We start from the raw sequence: 18,235 nt of genomic DNA on the forward strand, positions 1-18,235 counted from the left end.
TGGTTGTAACCGGCAGACCGGGAACTAGATGTCGAGTTCCTCGATCTGCGGGTGGGCGTGGATGTCCTCGACCTTGCGATAGAGCTTGTCGGGGACGCGACCCTTCAGGTCGGCCACGTCGTCGAGGATCTCGTACTCGTAGTCGCCCCAGTCCCAGGGCCGGTCGCCGATGCCGAACATCCGGCGCCAGTATTTCCAGTCCTTCAGGTCGCCGGCGGCCTCGCCGGTCGGGTAGTCCTTCCACAGCGCCGTGTGCGTGTGCAGCACGAGCTTGCCCTTGCGACTGCGGTAGACCTGCTGGTGCAGCACCCGCTCGTCGCCGACATCGCGCCATTCGCCCAGCAGGGTGCCCTGGAAGCGCACCTGCCGCACGCCGTCGCGACCCACCTGCAAGACGACCTCGTCGAAGCCGGCCTGGCGACCTTCCTCCAGGTCGATGAACCGGCGCAGCGCGGCGACCACCGCGCCGGAGATGTTGCCACCGACGAGTTCCTGCGCCCGCTGGAACAGGGGCAGATCATCGTCGGCTACGTAGATCGTCTTGTTGGGCATGCACTCACTATACGTAGATGTATACGTACACACAAGGGGTGGTTCTCACCCACCCTCTGAACCGGAGTCGTCGCCACCCCGTATCCCTCGTGTACGCGACGTTCCGTCCGTCGGTTCCCGCTGGTCCGACCGGGTACGCGGGCAGGGGACGCAGCACGCGAGAAAGAGGAGGGCCGATGCCGAACCGAGTGGTCGACTACCTCGTTGACGCGGTATCCGGACTGGGGGTCACACATCTGTTCGGCGTCGACGGCGCCAATATCGAAGACCTCTACGACGCGATCTTCGACGCGGGCGGGCGCCCGGCGGGCATCGTCGCCAAACACGAGTTCTCGGCGGCCACCATGGCCGACGGGTACGCGCGCAGCACCGGTGGACTCGGCGTGGTGGCCGCGACCTCCGGCGGCGGGGCGATGAACCTGGTCGCCGGGCTCGCCGAGTCCTTCGCGTCCCGGGTCCCCGTCCTGGCGCTGGTCGGACAACCGCCTACCACCCTGGAAGGCCATGGGGCGTTTCAGGATTCGAGCGGACTGGCCGGATCGCTGGACGCCACGGCACTGTTCGCGGCGGTGAGCCGATACTGCGCGCGCGTCACCGATCCGGCCGAGCTGCCCGCCCAGCTCGCGGCGGCGGTCGCGGCGGCCGAGGGTGGCGGTCCCGCCGTGCTCCTCATCCCCAAAGACGTGCAGCAGCAAGCGATGCCGGCAGCGGCGACGCGCCCGGCCCGGACCGGCGCGGCCGAGCTGCCGGTGCTCGACGCCGTCGTCGCCGAACTCGCCGCCGCCCGGCGCACCGGGAAGGTCGTGATCATCGCGGGCGATCAGGTCGCCCGCGACGACGCCCGCGCCGAACTGGCCGAGCTGGTCACCGCGCTCGACGCCTCGATCGGCCTGGCACCCGACGCCAAGGACGTCTACCCGAACGCCGGTCCCGGCTACTGCGGAGTCGCGGGCAGCATGGGGCACGCCGAACTCGCCGAGGCGCTGGCCGCGGCGAGCGCGTGCCTGCTGATCGGCACGCGGCTGCCCGTCACCGCGAGCGCTGGCCTGGACGCGGCACTCGCCGACCTCACGCTGCTCAGCATCGGCGCGCTACCGCCCTATCCGGCCGCACTGCACACCACCGCCACCGACCTCGCCGCCGCCCTCGGCGAACTGCTGACCCGGATCGACGGCACCCCCACCCACACCGATCCCCCGGCCGACCCGACTCCGATGACGGTGCCCGAGGCCGCGGGCCCCGGCCTGCGCTACCGCACCGTCGTCGAGGCCATTCAGCGTGAATTACCCACTGGCGCGGATATTTTCGCCGACGCCGGTAACACCGGCGCCAGCGTGGTGCATTACCTGAGGGTGCCCGAGGGCGGACGATTCGTCGTCGCCCTCGGAATGGGCGGCATGGGCTACGCGTTCGGCGCGGGCATCGGTTCCGCCTTCGCCCGCCACGACGCCGCCGACGGTCCGCATCGCACGGTCGTGATCGCCGGCGACGGTTCCTTCTACATGCACGGCATGGAACTGCACACCGCCGTGGAACACGCCCTGCCGATCACCTTCGTGGTGTTCAACAACAACGCGCACGCCATGTGCGTCACCCGTGAACAGCTCTACTACCGGGACCGCTACAGCTTCAACCGTTTTCACCCCGCACACCTGGGAGCCGGCATCGCCGCCATGTTCCCCGGGCTCCCCGCCCGCACCGTCGACGAACCCGGTGAGCTCGCCGCCGCCCTGCGCGACAGCTTCACCGCCACCGGACCCTCGTTCCTCGAAATCCTCTGCGACCCCGACGAAATACCGCCCTTCCTGCCCTTCCTGTCGACTATCGACGCTTCGAGGAGTACCCCGTGACAACCAGCGCCCTGCCAGCACTCAGCGATATCCCCGACGAGGTGATCCCCGGCGTCCTGCGGATCGAGAATTCGGATCGGGAGGCGACGACCCCGATCATCATGGACATGCTGCGGTCGGTGTATCCGCACGACCAGATCTACGGCGACTTCTGCCCCGTGCAGACCTACATCGCCGCACCGCCGCGCGAGGTCTTCGAATACCTCGCCGACACCCGCTCGCTGGAGGAATGGACCTACAGCCTGCGCGGATTCACCGAGACCGACGAACCGGGCCTGTGGTTGTCCTACGACCGGCTCGGCGACGCGACCAAGTGTTTCACCAGGACCGTCGCCAACGCCGACGCCATGACCGTGGACTACCACTGCGCCTGGGACCAGTCCGCACACCTGTGGATGATCTACCTGATGCGGGTCGTCGACGCGCAGGTGGTGTTCGACAAGCCGGGGTCGGTGGTGCTGTGGGTCAACTGCAAACACCCCTTCTACGACGAGAACGGTTATCCGGAGACCGCGCCGCCCAAGCGGCCGGTGTGGGTCGGCGATTTCTGGGAGATGTTCTCCGCCGGCCACCAATTGGAGCTCGACAACCTCAAGGCCATCTGTGAATACCGCGCGGCCCACGGGCTGCCGATCAAGCCGGAGTGGATGCAGTGAACATGCCGCAAGTGAGTCTGGTCGACGTCGCGAGTTACCTGCCCGGCGAGCCGGTCCCGACCGAATACTTCACCCAGTTCTCCCGCTCGGAGCGGATGGCCAAGAACGTGATGTTCCGGTCCCCGACCGGACGCCACCACGTCGACCGCGACGAAACCGCCGTCGACATGGCCGAGAAGGCCTTCGCGCCGCTGCGGGAACGGCACGGCGATGGCCTGGCCGCCGAGATCGACATCATCCTCACCCACACCCAGCTGCCCGACAATCCCGTGCTCGGCGCCGGCCCCGAGCTGGCCCGGCGCCTCGGCGCCAAGCCCTCGCATGTCCTGGACGTGCACAACGGCGGCTGCGCGGCCTTCGTGCACATGATGGCGCTGGCCCGGATGATCATGGCCACCAGCGACGCCAAGACCGCGCTGATCGTCGCCGCCCAGAACTGCGCGGGCCCGGTGTTCACCCAGCCCGACATCCGCAAGCTCGCGCAGGCGCCGGTGCCCGGCGACGGCTGCGGCATCGGCTTGCTCCGCAAGGACGATTCGGCGCCGATCCTCGACATCGAATGCCGCACCTATCCCGAATTCGCCGGTGACATGGACTTCTCCACCAACGGCCCGCGCAAGTACTGGGAACCGGGCGAGGGTCAGGGCTGCGTGAGCTTCACCGAATCGAAGATCACCAAGGTGTTCGCGCGCGGCAACCGGCTCGTCCCCGAGGTGGCGCTGGCGGTGTGCGATCACATCGGGGTGAAGGGCCGTGACATCGACACCTTCGTCACCAATCAGCCGAATCGGCTGTTCCTGCGCAACTGGCACGACGCGCTGGAACTGCCCGCCGAACGCCATCCCGACACCTTCGACCAGTGCGGAAACCTGTTCGCCGCAGGCATTCCGGTGACCCTGGATGTGGAGAACCGGGCGGGCCGATTGCGCAACGGCTCGGTGGTGCTGCTGTCGGCGTTCGCGCACGCCGGTGATTTCGCCGGCGCGGCCGCCGTGCGCTGGGGCGCGGCGCGATGACCACGCGCCTCGCGGAACCGACGATCCCCTCCCGTCGGTTCCGCACCTCGGCCACGCCGATGCTGTTCGACCTCTCGCTCAGCGAGAACCCCTTCCCGCCGCTGCCGTCGGTCGTCACGGCGGTCAACGACACACTCGCCCAGGCGAATCGGTATCCGGAGTTCCTGCCCGAGCGGTTGCCGCGGGTCATCGCCGAACGCCTCGGCGTCCGGCCGGAACAGGTGGTGGTCGGCTCCGGCGCCACCGGCGTCGCGCAGCAGGTGCTTCGGGCCCTGTCCGGCGGCGAACTCGTCACCAGCACACCGACTTTCGACGGCTACCCGATGCTGGCGGACATGACCGGCATGACATTGGTGCCGGTGCCGCTCGACCCGGCGGGCGAGCAGGATCTGACCGCGCTGCGCCGCGCGGTCAACCGGCGCACCGCGCTGGTCGTGCTGTGCAGGCCGCACAATCCGACCGGAACGGTGCTCGACGCCGGCGCGGTGCGCTCGTTCCTGTCCGCGCTCCCCCGCCGGGTTCCGGTGCTGCTCGACGAGGCCTACGTCGAATTCCTCGACCCGGCCGACCGCCTCGACGTGCACGCGCTGCTGCACCGCCACCCGAATCTGCTGGTGTTGCGGACCTTTTCGAAGGCGTACGGTTTGGCGGGCCTGCGCATCGGCTACTGCGTCGGCCGCGGCGACCTGATCGAGCGCATCAGTCGCCAGCAGCTGCCGTTCGGCATCGGCACCGCCGCCGTGGCCGCGGTCCGGGCCGCCTACGCCGCCGACGACGAACTCCACGACCGCATCCAGCGGATCAACCGGGAACGCGACGTCCTGCGAACGGACTTGCGCGCCTGCGGCATCGACGTGCACCGCAGCCACGCCAACTTCCTGTATCTCCCCGGCCCCGGCGTCGCCACCGCGCTCCGCCGGGCGGGCATCAAAGCCAAGTCCTACCCGGACGGCAGTGCCCGGATCGCGGTCGGCGACCCCCTAGCCGGCCGCGCCGTGCACGCGGCCCTGATCGACCTGCGCTGACCGCGGTCGATCGATGACCGGATGACCTGGTGGCCTCCCCTTCGCCACCAGGTCATCCGCCTTCGAACTCAGCTACCCCCACCGCAGCTGCTCGAGCTCCCGCCGCCACAACTGCTGGAACTTCCGCTGCCGCAACTGCTCCAGCTGCTCGACCCCGAGTCGCTGCCGCTCGAGCCGTAGTCCGTCCAGGCGCTGCCACTGGACCAGCCGCTGTCACTGGACCGCCGTCGCGATCTGCCCTGCACCTGTCTGATGCGCCGCTGCTCGGGAGATTCGCTCACCGCGCGGACGATGGACAGGATGATCAGCACCGGCACCGTCACGAAGACAGCGAGCGCGGCGACGACGATGACGATCGCGAGGATCATCACGATCATTTCGCTCATGGAACCTCCCCTTGTCGGCCTGGTGTGTCGATGCCGAAGGTAGGACCGAGCCCTTGCAATCCCCTTTCGGCCGACCTGTACCCCTGGTCGCCAGGCCGGCGATCAGCCTCCGCCGCCACCCCCACAGCCGCCACCGCCACCGCCACCGCCACAGCCGCTGTTACCGCCACCGCCGTCACCGCCCGTGGTGCCCGCGAGGTCGCTGCCGCCGCCATCGCCGCCACCGGCACTCGAGCCACCGACAGCGGCGGCGCCACGGGAGCCTCCGGCAGACGCACCCGCCCGCCACCCGTCAGCGCGCTGTCCGGCCCCCGACGCCCGCCCGAACACCGAGCCGGCCCGGCGGAGCTCACGAATACCGCCGACCAGGATCACCCCGGCGATGGCGAACAGCGGCACACCCGCCATGAGTGATTTCCCGACCACCGTCGCGCCGATCACGGCCAGCAACAACGCGGAGACGAAGAACATATCGGACCCCCCAATGAGTTCTGATCCAAGTTGTACCCCAGCTGATTCCCCCGAAACCGCAGTCGGCTCACCTCGGCCTGCGCCCGTCGTCGAAGCATCCGGCGGACCAGGCGCTACCGCAGGCAGGGCCGCACGGGCACCGAACGATCAGTCGCTACCGCCGCCGCAACCACCCGACGAACCACCGTCGTCGTGACTGCCGTCCTCGTCGCGCAACGTGCGCAATGTGCGCGAGGCACTGGCCAGACCCGCCGCGCTCGCGCCCCACACCCAGCGCGCGGGTTGTCCACGCCGGGTAACCCGACGCGGACGGTTTCGCACCCCCACGATCACCACCAGCGACGCGGCGCACGCGAGCAGCGCGACGCCGACGACCGGCGAGAAACCGAACGCGATGACGCCCAGAAGCACGAGCAGCACCGCCGCGCCGAACACCATGGCCGACCCTCCGACCACACGCGATCAGCTACCGCCGCCGCACCCGCCGCCACCGCAACCGCCGCCGCCCCCACCATCACCATGGTGCGAGTCGCCACCGGCCACCCACCCGAAACCGCCCGCCCCCGCCGCACCTGACCCCGCGCCCCAGCGCTGCCTCGCCGAGGACCCCCCGCGCGCCGAGGCCCGCACCCAGGCGACCGCGAGCAGCACCACCGCGAGCACCATCACCGCGATCCCGATGGACGCCGAGACGATGGTGGTGACGAGTCCGATCAACACCAACAGCAGAGCCGAAAGAACGAGCCGCATGGATTCCCCCCGAAATCGAGTCCTACCTCTGTTGTACCGGAGGCTCCGGAAGGCGGCCACCAGCGCCGACTTTCGTCACACTCCGTCAGGAAGCTGCGGCACCAGCTCCTCGGCCAGGGCCGTCAACGGTGTACACGGTTCGCCCGCTGGGTCGCCGCTCGCGCCGAGTGCCAATATGCCGCCGGCGATCTCCACATCGAGGCGACAGAAGCGCCGTTCCAGCGGGAGCGACAGGATCCTGGCGCGACGCTGAGCGATCTCGGTCGGGGCGAACGAATTCGGAGACTCCCGCCCGAGCTCGTTCAACGGCGCATTACTTACCTGCACCGTGAGATCAATGGTCGGACCTGAGAACGAACACCCGATGGCCGCATACTTCTCCACCGGAGACGTCAACCCTTCAGGATCCTTGGTCAGCCCATGTCCGATCAGAAAACTCTCCGGCATCTGCCGACAAGGATTGAAGAGGTTATCGAACATGTACTGCGTCGAAGTGGTGTCCGCCGGCGGCGCCGCTTCTTGTCCGCAGCCACTCACCGCCGCACATACCAGGGCCACCACACCCACCGCCCGCACCATTCCGGTCATCGCTACTCCGACGGCTTTCCGGTGACGTAGTAGGTCATGTCACCAGGCTTCTGCACCAGCCCCGTGACGGTATGGAAGGAGTGTTCATTGGAGTAGGACTCCGTGAATTCCAGCAGGTTCTGCCCGTCGAGGAAGCTGTTCAATGTCCTTTGCGCCGGTGTAGCGATGAGCGGAGCAACATCGATCGGCTGACCATCGGATCCAATGTATTCAGCGGGCAACTTGCCGTTCGAATGCAGTGTTGTGAACAGCTGCTGGATAATCTTCTCTTTCGCCTGAGCAGATGATTCACTCGCCTCGGGGTACGCCGAGTATTCCCTCTCCGGCTCGGGGTTGAACTTCTCCATCGCGGCATTGTAGCCTTCATCTTTTGCCACTTCGAGAACTTGATTTCCGATGACACTGATCGGAGTGGCGCCGGGAAGTTCGATATTGTCCAGCGTCAGCGATTTGACTATGTCGCCTACCTGCTGGCGCATCTCATAGGTCTCGAGCTTTGCCTGGTAAGTATCCGCATCCGATTTTTCGGTCTGATAGGTCAGCGCATTCAGCGACGCGTTGGTGATTCGCGCGTCAAGGCTTCCCAAGTCGGGCGCGTTGATGCTCAGCCATCTCTGCGGATCGCCGCCGCCCTCGGTCACCGCGCCGTTCAACATGTCGGCTTCATAGGTCTGCCGCGCGAACTCCAGGCTGAACCTGCCTCCCTCGGATTGACTCCCGAGGAAGAGCAGTCGATCAGCATCGAGCTTGGAGAAGGTGACATTGGCCTGATCTCCCGGCGTGAGTGGATCATCGTAGATCGCGGTCTTCGCCGCGTCCGGGCTGATAAATGTCTCCATGTTCGTGGCGAGCACATGCGAAAGGCTGTCCGCCAGCTTGGGATTCGTGTTGAATGCGTCAGCGTTCTGTTCGAAGACTGTACCGCCGTCACCGGACTCGAGTTTGGAGTTGCCCGTGTCATCCGTTTCGGTCGGCGCGAACACATCGGGTAGCTCCGACAGCGCCTGCTTGGCAAGCAAACCTTCCTGCCCCGGCTTCTCCGTCCCGTCCGCAATCCAGTCGTACAGACCGGCAGCCGTTTGGCCATCATCTTCCCACTCGTGCTGGAAGATCGTCGAGGTGAACTTGTCCAGGTCGTATTCCTTCGGGCTGAAGGACTGGTCGGTGGCCCCGAAGGACAGATCGCCCGGGATCTCCTGGCCGGTGTTGAAGTCCTTGCCGGTGAGCAGCGCGTAACTGGCCTCGTTGCTGCGAGTGCCCGACTCGAGGAACTGTCGGCTGGCCTCTTCGACCTTGCCGAGGTCGCCCTCGTTGAATCCGGGCGGGTATCCGTTCCAGTTCTCCTCGCCGTCGGCGACGAAGGCAGCGAGGCTGGCGCTCTGCCTGCCGAGCTCGATGCCCAAGGTCTGACCCGGTTCGTAACCGGGGTTGGCCTGGGTGAGCAGTTCAGCCAGTGCCGCCTGCTGCATGATCTGGTCCTTGACCGGCATCTGCCCGTCGATCGCCAGATCGTCGCGATCCTCGTAGCGGCCGGAGATCAACTCGCGCACGCCGGTCGGCAGGTCGGCGTAGGAACCGCGCTGGTTGCCCGAACCGATCTTCTCGTTCGAGACGACCATCAGGGAGTTGGCGAGATTGTCGCGCTTGATCGCGGCGACCGGATCGCCCGCCTGCTCGCGCTCGAGCAGTCGTTGGTTCAGGGCGAGGACGCCGTCCTTGCCCGCCTCCTGATACAGCGCTTTGTAGTAGTCCTGTACCGCGGCCGGAACAGTGCTGACGTCCTCGCCGTTGGCGAGTCGTCGCAGTTCCTCCGCGCTGAGCACATGCTCCGGCATGTTGGAGGCGATCTCGTCGATCGCCGCGGTGTCACCGGTACGAGCGGCATCGGCCAGCGCTTTGCCGTCCTGCTTACCGAACCGGGCGGCCTGGTTGTCCGCGTCGGCGACATCGAGGCTGGAGCCGAGCAGATCGCCACCGGACCTTATCTCCAGCGCCTGGTCACCGATGGCTTTGGCCAGGGCTTCTACCGCGTCGCGGAACGGGTTGTAGGCCGCGGTGATGGCGTCCTGGTGGGTGCGGACCACCTCGGCGTCCACGCCGTCCTTCTCCAGAACCTTCCAGCTCGCGTCGACCTCCAGCGGGACGGCTGTGGCGTCGTTGAGCTTGACCAGCAGCGTGTCGCGGAAGCCGGATACCGAGCTGATGCCGGAGTTGAGAACGTCGATCAGCTCATCGATCTCGTAGGCGAGCTTCTGCCCCTGCGTGTGGTCCTGCCCCACGCGATCATAGGCGGCGTTGTAGGCCAAGCCCTGCCACGACTGCCCGAGATTCTCGAAATGCCGCTTGGTAGCGTCGAATTCGCTCATCAACGTCGCCCTGGACTCGACGAGCTTGCCGGTCCAGCTGGTCAGTTCGCCGAGGTTCCAGCGCCGCACCTCGTCGGGGCTAGGCATCGCGCACGTCCATCTCGCGCAGCATCTGGGAGAACTGCTCGTCGGTGGTCTGCAGGTTCGATGCCGCGTTCCTGGACTTGTTCGCGACCTCACGCAGGCGTTCGGCGGCGCGCAGGTACGCGCCCTCGACGAACTCTGCGGCCAGCTCGACCGACCGTGGAATGTCGCAGCCGGGAAGCGCACCCGCCAGGGTCCCCACCGCTGTGCGCACATCGAGGTTGTCGATGGCGTCGCCGCTGGTGGTCAGCTTGTCGGCCATGGCGCGAATCTGATCGATATCGGCTTGCAGCAACTGCTCCCCCTCATCCCCGAATGTAGGTGGAGCCCAGTATGGGCGATACCCGAATTGCCCGTTATCCCCGGGGCGGCGCGGAGGCTAGTTCGCGGGGGCGCAGGTTTCGCGGAGGGAGCAGCCGCCGCAGGAGGAGCCGCAGCCGCCGACGGGGGCGGGCGGGAGGAGGGGTTCGACGGCGCGGGCCGCGGCGTTGGCGCCGGCGCCCAGGGTGAAGATGGCGATCACGGCGACCGCGACAGCCACGCCCAGGGCGGGGAGACCGCCCGCGACCAGGGCGACCAGGCCGCCGGCGAACAGCAGGGCGCCCGCGCCGACGGAGGTCGGGGCGGCGATGCGGTTGGCGAGGCGGAAGTTGTCGTCGCTGTGCAGGGCGGCCTCGGTGGTGACACCGAGGAAGCGATTGCGGGGCAGTTTGCCGATCAGTCCGAGCACGCCGGTCACGATGGCGACCGCGGCCAGCGCGAACAGCAGGAGAGCGACGACGACCATTCTTGCAGGCTAGCGCACCGCCGTCGGGGCCCGATCGAGCGCTCCCCGCCGAGGTGACCGCCCACACACCGCAGTGCCCGTCGGAAATCACCTGGCACCGACGTTCTACCCTGTTAGACGATGTTTACCGGGGATCGGCGAGAACAAGAAGGCAGGACCGTGCAGGACACTCGTGCAACCGAGAGTGACGTACCTCAGCACCGGTACAACGCCGAGCTGGCGGGGCGGATCGAGCGGCGCTGGCAGCAGAACTGGGCCGAGCGCGGCACCTTCCACGCGCCCAACCCGGTCGGTCCGCTGGCCGGCGAGACGCCCGCGGACAAGCTGTTCATCCAGGACATGTTCCCGTTCCCGTCGGGCGCCGGCCTGCACGTTGGCCACCCGCTGGGCTACATCGCCACCGATGTGTTCGGCCGCTACCACCGCATGCACGGGCGCAACGTGCTGCACGCGCTGGGCTACGACGCCTTCGGCCTGCCCGCCGAGCAGTACGCGGTGCAGACCGGCGCGCACCCCCGGGTGACCACCGAGTCCAACATCGCCACGATGCAGCGGCAGCTGGACCGGCTGGGCCTCGGCCACGACCCGCGGCGCTCCTTCGCCACCACCGACCCGGAGTACTACCGGTGGACGCAGTGGATCTTCCTGCGCATCTACAACGCGTGGTACGACCAGGAGGCCGGGAAGGCCCGCCCGATCGCCGAGCTGGCAGAGCAGTTCGCCACCGGCGCGCGCCCGGTCCCCGACGGCGGCGACTGGAACGCGCTGACCGCCGCCGAGCGCGGCGCGCTGCTGGACTCGTATCGCCTGGTGTACCAGTCGGATTCGATCGTCAACTGGTGCCCCGGCCTGGGCACGGTGCTGTCCAACGAAGAGGTCACCGCCGACGGCCGCAGCGAGCGCGGCAACTTCCCGGTGTTCCGTAAGCGCATGTGGCAGTGGATGATGCGGATCACCGCCTACGCCGATCGCCTGGTCGACGACCTGGACACGCTGGACTGGCCGGACAACGTGAAGTCCATGCAGCGCAACTGGATCGGTCGCTCGCGCGGCGCGCAGGTGCGCTTCGACGCGCCCGACGGCGAGCAGATCGAGGTCTTCACCACCCGCCCCGACACTTTGTTCGGCGCCACCTACGTCGTGCTGGCGCCCGAACACGAGCTGGTCGACAAGCTGACCGCCGCCGCCTGGCCGGACAGCACCGCCGCCGCGTGGACCAACGGCGGCGCGGCCACCCCGGCGGAAGCCGTTGCGGCGTACCGCACGTCGATCGCCGCCAAGACCGATCTGGAGCGCCAGGAGAACAAGGAGAAGACCGGCGTCTTCCTGGGCTCCTACGCGACCAACCCGGCCAACGGCAAGCAGGTGCCGATCTTCATCGCCGACTACGTGCTGAGCGGCTACGGCACCGGCGCGATCATGGCCGTGCCCGGCCACGACCACCGCGACTGGGACTTCGCCACCGCGCTGCAACTGCCGATTCTCGAGGTGATCGACGGTGGTGACATCACCGACGGCGCACACGCCGGCGAGGGCAAGCTGATCAACTCCGACTTCCTCAACGGCCTGGAGGTCGACGAGGCCAAGGCGACCATGATCGGTCACCTGGAGGCCGAGGGTCACGGCACCGGCACGGTCCAGTACAAGCTGCGCGACTGGCTGTTCGCCCGCCAGCGCTACTGGGGCGAGCCCTTCCCGATCGTCTACGACGCCGACGGAGTCGCGCACGCGCTGCCGGAATCCATGCTGCCCGTGGAACTCCCGGAGATGGCGGACTTCGCGCCGGTCACCTTCGACCCCGACGACGCGAACTCCGAGCCGTCCCCGCCGCTGGCCAAGGCCACCGACTGGGTGAACGTGGAACTGGACCTGGGCGACGGACCCAAGCAGTACCGCCGCGACACCAACGTGATGCCCAACTGGGCCGGGTCCTCCTGGTACCAGCTGCGCTACGCCGACCCGACCAATGCCGAGACGTTCTGCGCCGAGGAGAACGAGAAGTACTGGCTGGGCCCACGCACGGCCGAGCACGGCGCGGACGATCCGGGCGGCGTCGACCTGTACGTCGGCGGCGTGGAGCACGCGGTGCTGCACCTGCTGTACGCGCGGTTCTGGCAGAAGGTGCTCTTCGACCTGGGTGACGTCTCCGGCAGCGAGCCCTACCGCCGCCTCTACAACCAGGGCTACGTGCAGGACTACGCCTACACCGACGCGCGGGGCACGTACGTGCCCGCCGCCGAGGTCGTCGAGCGCGACGCCAAGTTCTTCTGGACCGGCGCCGACGGCGTCGAGATCGAGGTCAACCAGGAGTACGGCAAGATCGGCAAGTCGCTGAAGAACGCCATCTCGCCCGACGAGATGTGCGATCTGTACGGCGCCGACACCTTCCGCTTCTACGAGATGTCGATGGGTCCGCTGGACACCTCGCGTCCCTGGGCCACCAAGGACGTCGTCGGCGCGCACCGCTTCCTGCAGCGGGTGTGGCGCCTGGCGATCGACGAGGAGACCGGCGCGGTGAAGGCCACCGACGCCGCGCCCTCGGACGAGACCCTGCGCCTGGTGCATCGCACGATCGCCGGTGTCGACGAGGATCTGGCCGCGCTGCGCGACAACACCGCGGGCGCCAAGCTGATCGAGCTGACCAACCACCTCACCAAGAACTACCCCGACGGCGCCCCGCGCGCCGCCGTGGAACCCCTGGTGCTGATGCTGGCCCCGCTCGCCCCGCACATCGCCGAAGAACTGTGGGAACGCCTGGGGCACACCACCTCCCTGGCCCACGGCCCCTTCCCGATCGCCGATCCGGCCCTGCTGGTCGCCGACTCGGTGGAGTACCCGATCCAGGTGAAGGGCAAGGTGCGCAGCCGGATCCAGGTGCCCGCCGACGCCGATCCGGCCACGATCGAGGCCGCCGCGCTGGCCGACGAGAAGGTCGTCGCGCTGCTCGAGGGCGCGGCACCGCGCAAGGTGATCGTCGTGCCGGGCAAGATGGTCAATATCGTGCCGTGAGCCTGGTACCCGTTCGACGCGAGGAGCAGCACCGATGACCGATCCGACCGACGAACGGGTACCCGAGCCCCAGGGCACGCCGGCGGGGATACCGTACGACTGGCGGCGCTGAGGTTCAGGCCCGTACCTGGAGCACGTCGTTCAAGGTGACCAGCGACAGGTTGCGCTCCTTGATGATGTCGACCAGCTGGCCGTAGCAGTGGGTGACCGGCGGGAAGTTCGCGTGGCCGATGACGATCGTCTGGGCGGCGAAATACTTTCGCGCGCACTCGATCAGGTACTCCTCGGTGATCAGACCCGAGTCCGACAGCGAGCCGTACCACATGGTCGGCACGGTGTAGCCGAGGTCCGCGGCCACCTTGTCGACAGTGGCGTCGTGATAGCCGAACGGTGGCCGGTAGAACGGCGTGCCGTCGACACCGAAGTTGTTGCGCAGGAAGGTCTTCGTGCGGCCGAGCTGGTCGGCGACCGCGCTCGCGCTGATCTTGGTGAGCGCGGCGTGGTCCCAGGTGTGGTTGCCGAGCTGGATCTGACCCGACTCCACCAGCGGACGCAGGGCGTCGCGGTGGATCGTCCAGGACTCGTAGTAGCCGGTGACGAAGAAGGTGAAGCGGGCGCCGGTGTCCTTGGCCCACTGCACGTAGGCGCCGACCACCTCGGGGCTGGCGCCGTCGTCGACCGTGAGCGCCATGCTGGAGCCCTGGCCCGGCAGCGCGGTGATGGTCTCGGCGGGGATGATCGACTTCGGCCCGCCGGGCGGCGGCGGGAGCTGCGGCTTGGCCGGGGCCGGGGGCACGGTCGGCGGGGCGGGGATCTCGCCACCCGAGCCCGCGCTCACAGCCTCGCCCTCGGCGGTGGCGCAGCCGGTCAGCGCCACCGCGCCGCCCGCCGCGAGCAACGCCAGCATTCGACGTCTATCCACTTACGACAACCCCTACTCGAAACAGGTGCACCGCACTCCGACGGCCGGGCACGACTCACAAACAGCGGGACCGTACCCACCGAATCCGGCGAGCAGCTGAACCGGCGGGCACATTCGGGCGAACTGCGACGACCCCCAGCCGCTTCGTTCACACGAGAAGCGAGGCTACCGAATCAGCCGCGTCCGTGTCGGCCTGGCCGCATGCTGATCGCAAACGCCGCCGTCCCGGCGGGATGGGGCATCGGTCCTGGTCAACGCGGTCGCAGGACGATCTCGGTGGGATGCCCGTCGCGCGGGGTGTCGACGGCGGCGCGGACCGCGCCCGCCACCGTCTCGGGGGTGAGGAACTCCTCCGGGCGGTACTCGCGGCCCTCGTCGGCGACGATCGCGCGCTGCATGTCGGTATCGATGCGGCCGGGGAAGATCGAGGTCACCCGCAGGGTGGGTTCCTCCAGCCGCAACGCGTCGGCGAAGGCGCGCAGACCGAACTTGCTCGCCGCGTACGAACCCCAGCCGGGATTGGCACGCAGACCCGCACCCGAATTGATCAGCACCACATGTCCGTTCGCGGCGCGCAGGGCGGGCAGCAGCACCCGGGTCAGTTCGGCCACCGCGATCAGGTTGACCTCGAGCGTGCTGCGCCACTGGTCGACCGAGGACTCCGCGACGGTCCCGAGGTCGGCGATGCCCGCGTTGTGGACGAGCACATCGAGGCGCTGGATCTCACTCGCCGCCGCGGCGACGGCCGGATAGTCGGTCAGCACCACCGGCCAGCCGGTCGCACCGGGCAGCTCGGTGCGGATCGGGGTGAGCGCCTCGGCGGAGCGGGCGCCGAGCAGCAGGTCGTGGGTCGGCGCGAGCTCCCGGGCGATCGCCGCCCCGAGTCCACGGCTCGCGCCGGTGATCAAAGCGGTCGGGGCCGGAGTACTGGTCACCGTCATGGGGCCCACGCTAGCGCCCGTATCGAGGTCACCACGCGGTGGTGGCGTTCACCTCCCGGCCGATGCCTACCTCAGAGCGTGGTGAGCAAGTGTCCAGCGAGGTGGGCATGGGGGCGGGCCGGCGAATCCGGCAAATCCGGCTGGGAGGGGCATTTCGGCTGGATGTCCGTGTGGTTCGGGCGTAGATCGGCGGGTCACGCTAGTACCGTCGAGGCATGACCGATCCCCGGTACAACTACGGACCAGCTAACCCGCAGTATCCCCACGGGCAGGAGCCGCAGCCCCAACCGAAGGTCAATGTGGGCAAACTCTGGGCCGGTGGCATCGGCACCGCGGTCGTCGCCGCGCTGCTGGTGGTGGTCGCGATCATGCTGGTGCGCGGCGTGCTCGGCATCGCGATCCTCTCGCCCGAGGGCGCCGGCGCCTACGGCACGGTGTCGACCACCTCCTACGCGCTGGCCGCGGCGGGCGCGGCGCTGCTGGCGACGGCCCTGCTGATGGTGCTGCTGCTGGCCATGCCCAGTCCGCTGACCTTCTTCACCTGGATCTGCCTGCTCGTCACGGCCGTCGCGGTGATCCTGCCGTTCACCCTGGTCGCCGATATGGACGCCAAGATCGCGACCGCGGTGATCAACCTGCTCGTCGGGCTGTGCATCACCACCATGCTCAGCTCGGTCGGCTCGGCCGCGCAGAACGACCCGCGTCAAGTGGGGTACTGACCATCACAGGCCTGCCGGGATGCCATTCGGCCTGGTCGGTCGCAGAATAGACAGATGACAGACCCAGGGTTCACCCCCACGCAGCTCGCGGCCCGCGCCGCCTATCTCCTGCGCGGCAACGACCTGGGCACGATGACCAGCGCCGCGCCCCGCCTCTACCCGCACATGTGGAGCTGGGACGCGGCGTTCGTCGCGGTCGGGCTGGCGCCGCTGAGCGTGGAGCGCGCCGTCGTCGAACTCGACACGCTGCTGTCGGCGCAGTGGAAGAACGGGATGATCCCGCACATCGTCTTCGCCAACGGCGTCGACGGCTACTTCCCCGGGCCCGCCCGCTGGGAGTGTCGCAGGCTTGCCGCCAACGCACCCGACGGGCCCGACACCTCCGGAATCACCCAGCCGCCGGTGCATGCCATCGCGGTACAGCGAATCCTCGACCATTCCCGCAGGCACGGCCGTTCGACCAGGGCCGTCGCCGAGGAATTCCTGAACCGGCGCTGGCCGGATCTGGTGCGCTGGCACCGCTGGCTCGCGCACGCCCGCGACCCGAAGGAGACCGGACGCGTCACGCTGTACCACGGCTGGGAATCCGGAATGGACAACTCGCCGCGCTGGGATCGCGCCTACGCCAACGTGATTCCGGGCGAGGACCTGCCGCCGTACCGGCGCGCCGACACCGCCATCATCTCCGATCCCACCCAGCGCCCCAGCGACCGCGAATACGATCGCTACCTGTGGCTGGTCGAGCAGATGCGGCGGGCGAACTACGACGACTACCAGCTCACCTCGGTGATGAGCTTCGCCGTCGAGGACGTGTTCGTCTCGGCGATCTTCGCGCTGGCCTGCGAGGTGCTGGCCGATATCGGCGAGGAGTACAAGCAGCCGCACGCCGATGTCCGCGAGCTGCACGGGTGGGCCGACCGGTTCCGCAAGGGCGTGGTCGCCACCACCGACGAACGGACCGGCGCCGCCCGGGATTACGACGTGCGGCTGCAACGCTGGATCGGCACCGAGACGCTGGCGATGTTCGCGCCGCTGCTCTCGGGCGGGCTGCCCCGCCCGGCCGAACGCGCCCTGCTCAACACCTTCGAGGGTCCACGCTTCTGCGGTCACCCCGACCTGCGCTACGCGCTGCCGCCGTCGACCTCGCCGGTCTCCAAGGACTTCCGCCCGCGCGAGTACTGGCGCGGGCCGGTGTGGCCGGTGATGAGCTGGCTGTTCTCCTGGGCGTTCGCCCGGCGCGGCTGGGCCGAGCGCGCCTACATGCTGCGCGCGGAAGGACTGCGCCAGGCCAGCGACGGCAGCTTCGCCGAGTACTACGAGCCCTTCACCGGCGCGCCCCTGGGCAGCATGCAGCAATCCTGGACCGCCGCTTCGGTTCTCGACTGGCTGGGCTGAGTCAGTACTCCCCGCCGACGGCCCGCGGCTCGACGGTGATGCCGAGTTCGCGGGCCAGGGTGGCGGCCAGTGATTCCAGGTCACCGCCCTCGATGGTGGCGCCGCGCAGCGCGGTCAGGCCGTACACGCCGGTCAGGTCGCACTCCTCGAAACGCAGGTTCTGCTGCGGTCGGGCATCGCTGAACCGGGCGCCGGTGAGATTGCAGCGCTCGAACCGGACATTGCGGAACTCGGTGCGCTGGAAATCGGCCTGGCGCAGGTCGCAGTCGCGGAAAACGACGGTCCGCAGCCGGGATTCGGCGAAGGAGGCCAGATCCGCGCGGCTCGAGTCGACGAGCACGTCGCGCAGCACGCCCGCGGTCCAGGACAGTCCGGTGAGTCTGCCGTGCGCGATCTCGGTCTCGAACATCGAGGAGTCGTCGGCCTGCACGTTGGCGAGATCGCAGACGCGCAGGGCGGATTCGCTGACAGTGGCCTGACGCAGGGTGCTCGGGAAGCGGACGCTGTCGAACAGGCAGCCCTCGGCGGTGAAGCCGTGGACGTGGACCTCGGCGAAGTCGGCGCCGCGATACTCGACCGCGGCCGCGGTGCGATCGTCGGCCGGGTCGTCGGCCGGGGTCGCCGGTCGCAACCCGCCCGGTGCTGCCACCGCCGGCTCGAATCGCACCGCACGCTTGCGCGCCATCGCCCACCACTCCCGTCGTCGGATGTCGGCACC

General features: G+C 68.4%; 19 protein-coding genes. 7 read left to right on the forward strand and 12 right to left on the reverse strand.

Annotated elements, in window-relative coordinates; all coding sequences use genetic code 11:
- Positions 1 to 24 precede the first annotated feature (24 nt).
- Positions 25 to 552, reverse strand: coding sequence for an EXLDI protein (locus ATM97_RS14515; protein WP_218718539.1), 528 nt, complete (start codon positions 550 to 552; stop codon positions 25 to 27).
- Between the two features lie 176 nt (positions 553 to 728).
- Between ATM97_RS14515 and ATM97_RS14520 the strand changes: the two genes are divergently transcribed.
- The 4 genes from ATM97_RS14520 to ATM97_RS14535 are packed head-to-tail and all read left to right on the forward strand — an operon-like array spanning position 729 to position 5,099.
- Positions 729 to 2,402, forward strand: coding sequence for a thiamine pyrophosphate-binding protein (locus tag ATM97_RS14520; protein ID WP_218718540.1), 1,674 nt, complete (start codon positions 729 to 731; stop codon positions 2,400 to 2,402).
- Positions 2,399 to 3,058, forward strand: a complete 660-nt coding sequence (locus tag ATM97_RS14525; RefSeq protein ID WP_218718541.1) for an SRPBCC family protein — start codon at positions 2,399 to 2,401, stop codon at positions 3,056 to 3,058. The genes ATM97_RS14520 and ATM97_RS14525 overlap by 4 nt, the downstream gene beginning before the upstream one ends.
- Before the next feature lie 2 nt (positions 3,059 to 3,060).
- Entirely contained in the window at positions 3,061 to 4,074 is a 1,014-nt protein-coding gene (locus tag ATM97_RS14530; RefSeq protein WP_218718542.1) for a 3-oxoacyl-ACP synthase III family protein, read from the forward strand.
- Complete coding sequence (locus ATM97_RS14535; RefSeq protein WP_218718543.1) at positions 4,071 to 5,099, forward strand: histidinol-phosphate transaminase; 1,029 nt, start codon at positions 4,071 to 4,073, stop codon at positions 5,097 to 5,099. Before ATM97_RS14530 ends, ATM97_RS14535 begins: the two co-directional genes overlap by 4 nt.
- Before the next feature lie 68 nt (positions 5,100 to 5,167).
- Here the strand turns inward: ATM97_RS14535 and ATM97_RS14540 are convergent, their stop codons facing one another.
- From ATM97_RS14540 to ATM97_RS14575, 8 genes are all read right to left on the reverse strand, one after another.
- Positions 5,168 to 5,476 (reverse strand): hypothetical protein, encoded by a 309-nt coding sequence (locus ATM97_RS14540; protein ID WP_218718544.1) that lies wholly within the window; start codon positions 5,474 to 5,476, stop codon positions 5,168 to 5,170.
- A gap of 111 nt (positions 5,477 to 5,587) precedes the next feature.
- Positions 5,588 to 5,956 (reverse strand): hypothetical protein, encoded by a 369-nt coding sequence (locus ATM97_RS14545; protein WP_218718545.1) that lies wholly within the window; start codon positions 5,954 to 5,956, stop codon positions 5,588 to 5,590.
- A gap of 147 nt (positions 5,957 to 6,103) precedes the next feature.
- Positions 6,104 to 6,394, reverse strand: coding sequence for a hypothetical protein (locus tag ATM97_RS14550; RefSeq protein ID WP_218718546.1), 291 nt, complete (start codon positions 6,392 to 6,394; stop codon positions 6,104 to 6,106).
- Between the two features lie 24 nt (positions 6,395 to 6,418).
- Complete coding sequence (locus tag ATM97_RS14555) at positions 6,419 to 6,706, reverse strand: hypothetical protein (protein ID WP_218718547.1); 288 nt, start codon at positions 6,704 to 6,706, stop codon at positions 6,419 to 6,421.
- Positions 6,707 to 6,781: 75 nt separating this feature from the next.
- Positions 6,782 to 7,294: a DUF3558 family protein gene (locus ATM97_RS14560; protein ID WP_218718548.1), complete on the reverse strand. Its 513-nt coding sequence runs from the start codon at positions 7,292 to 7,294 to the stop codon at positions 6,782 to 6,784.
- Between the two features lie 2 nt (positions 7,295 to 7,296).
- On the reverse strand, positions 7,297 to 9,747 hold the full coding sequence (locus ATM97_RS14565) for a hypothetical protein (protein WP_218718549.1): 2,451 nt from the start codon (positions 9,745 to 9,747) through the stop codon (positions 7,297 to 7,299).
- The gene (locus tag ATM97_RS14570) at positions 9,740 to 10,006 is read right to left on the reverse strand and encodes a hypothetical protein (protein WP_218718550.1); all 267 of its coding nucleotides are present in this window, start codon (positions 10,004 to 10,006) and stop codon (positions 9,740 to 9,742) included. The genes ATM97_RS14565 and ATM97_RS14570 overlap by 8 nt, the downstream gene beginning before the upstream one ends.
- A gap of 117 nt (positions 10,007 to 10,123) precedes the next feature.
- Positions 10,124 to 10,531, reverse strand: coding sequence for an SdpI family protein (locus tag ATM97_RS14575; RefSeq protein WP_218718551.1), 408 nt, complete (start codon positions 10,529 to 10,531; stop codon positions 10,124 to 10,126).
- Positions 10,532 to 10,690: 159 nt separating this feature from the next.
- Here ATM97_RS14575 and leuS point away from each other — a divergent pair, with 159 nt between their 5' ends.
- Positions 10,691 to 13,540: a leucine--tRNA ligase gene (gene leuS, locus ATM97_RS14580; RefSeq protein WP_218718552.1), complete on the forward strand. Its 2,850-nt coding sequence runs from the start codon at positions 10,691 to 10,693 to the stop codon at positions 13,538 to 13,540.
- Between the two features lie 115 nt (positions 13,541 to 13,655).
- Here the strand turns inward: leuS and ATM97_RS14585 are convergent, their stop codons facing one another.
- Both ATM97_RS14585 and ATM97_RS14590 read right to left on the reverse strand, forming a co-directional pair.
- On the reverse strand, positions 13,656 to 14,447 hold the full coding sequence (locus ATM97_RS14585; RefSeq protein WP_218718553.1) for a polysaccharide deacetylase family protein: 792 nt from the start codon (positions 14,445 to 14,447) through the stop codon (positions 13,656 to 13,658).
- Positions 14,448 to 14,713: 266 nt separating this feature from the next.
- A complete protein-coding gene (locus ATM97_RS14590) occupies positions 14,714 to 15,403 on the reverse strand; it encodes an SDR family oxidoreductase (protein WP_218718554.1) in 690 nt (229 codons plus the stop codon).
- 215 nt (positions 15,404 to 15,618) lie between these two features.
- On the opposite strand from ATM97_RS14590, the gene ATM97_RS14595 reads away from it, so the two are divergent.
- Complete coding sequence (locus ATM97_RS14595; RefSeq protein WP_218718555.1) at positions 15,619 to 16,122, forward strand: DUF6069 family protein; 504 nt, start codon at positions 15,619 to 15,621, stop codon at positions 16,120 to 16,122.
- 54 nt (positions 16,123 to 16,176) lie between these two features.
- Positions 16,177 to 17,517: an amylo-alpha-1,6-glucosidase gene (locus ATM97_RS14600; protein ID WP_218718556.1), complete on the forward strand. Its 1,341-nt coding sequence runs from the start codon at positions 16,177 to 16,179 to the stop codon at positions 17,515 to 17,517.
- A gap of 1 nt (position 17,518) precedes the next feature.
- On the opposite strand, the gene ATM97_RS14605 is transcribed toward ATM97_RS14600, so the two are convergent.
- Positions 17,519 to 18,202: a pentapeptide repeat-containing protein gene (locus ATM97_RS14605; protein WP_218718557.1), complete on the reverse strand. Its 684-nt coding sequence runs from the start codon at positions 18,200 to 18,202 to the stop codon at positions 17,519 to 17,521.
- Positions 18,203 to 18,235 lie beyond the last annotated feature (33 nt).

This window comes from Nocardia sp. MH4, from assembly GCF_019266065.1.
Classification (GTDB): domain Bacteria; phylum Actinomycetota; class Actinomycetes; order Mycobacteriales; family Mycobacteriaceae; genus Nocardia; species Nocardia canadensis.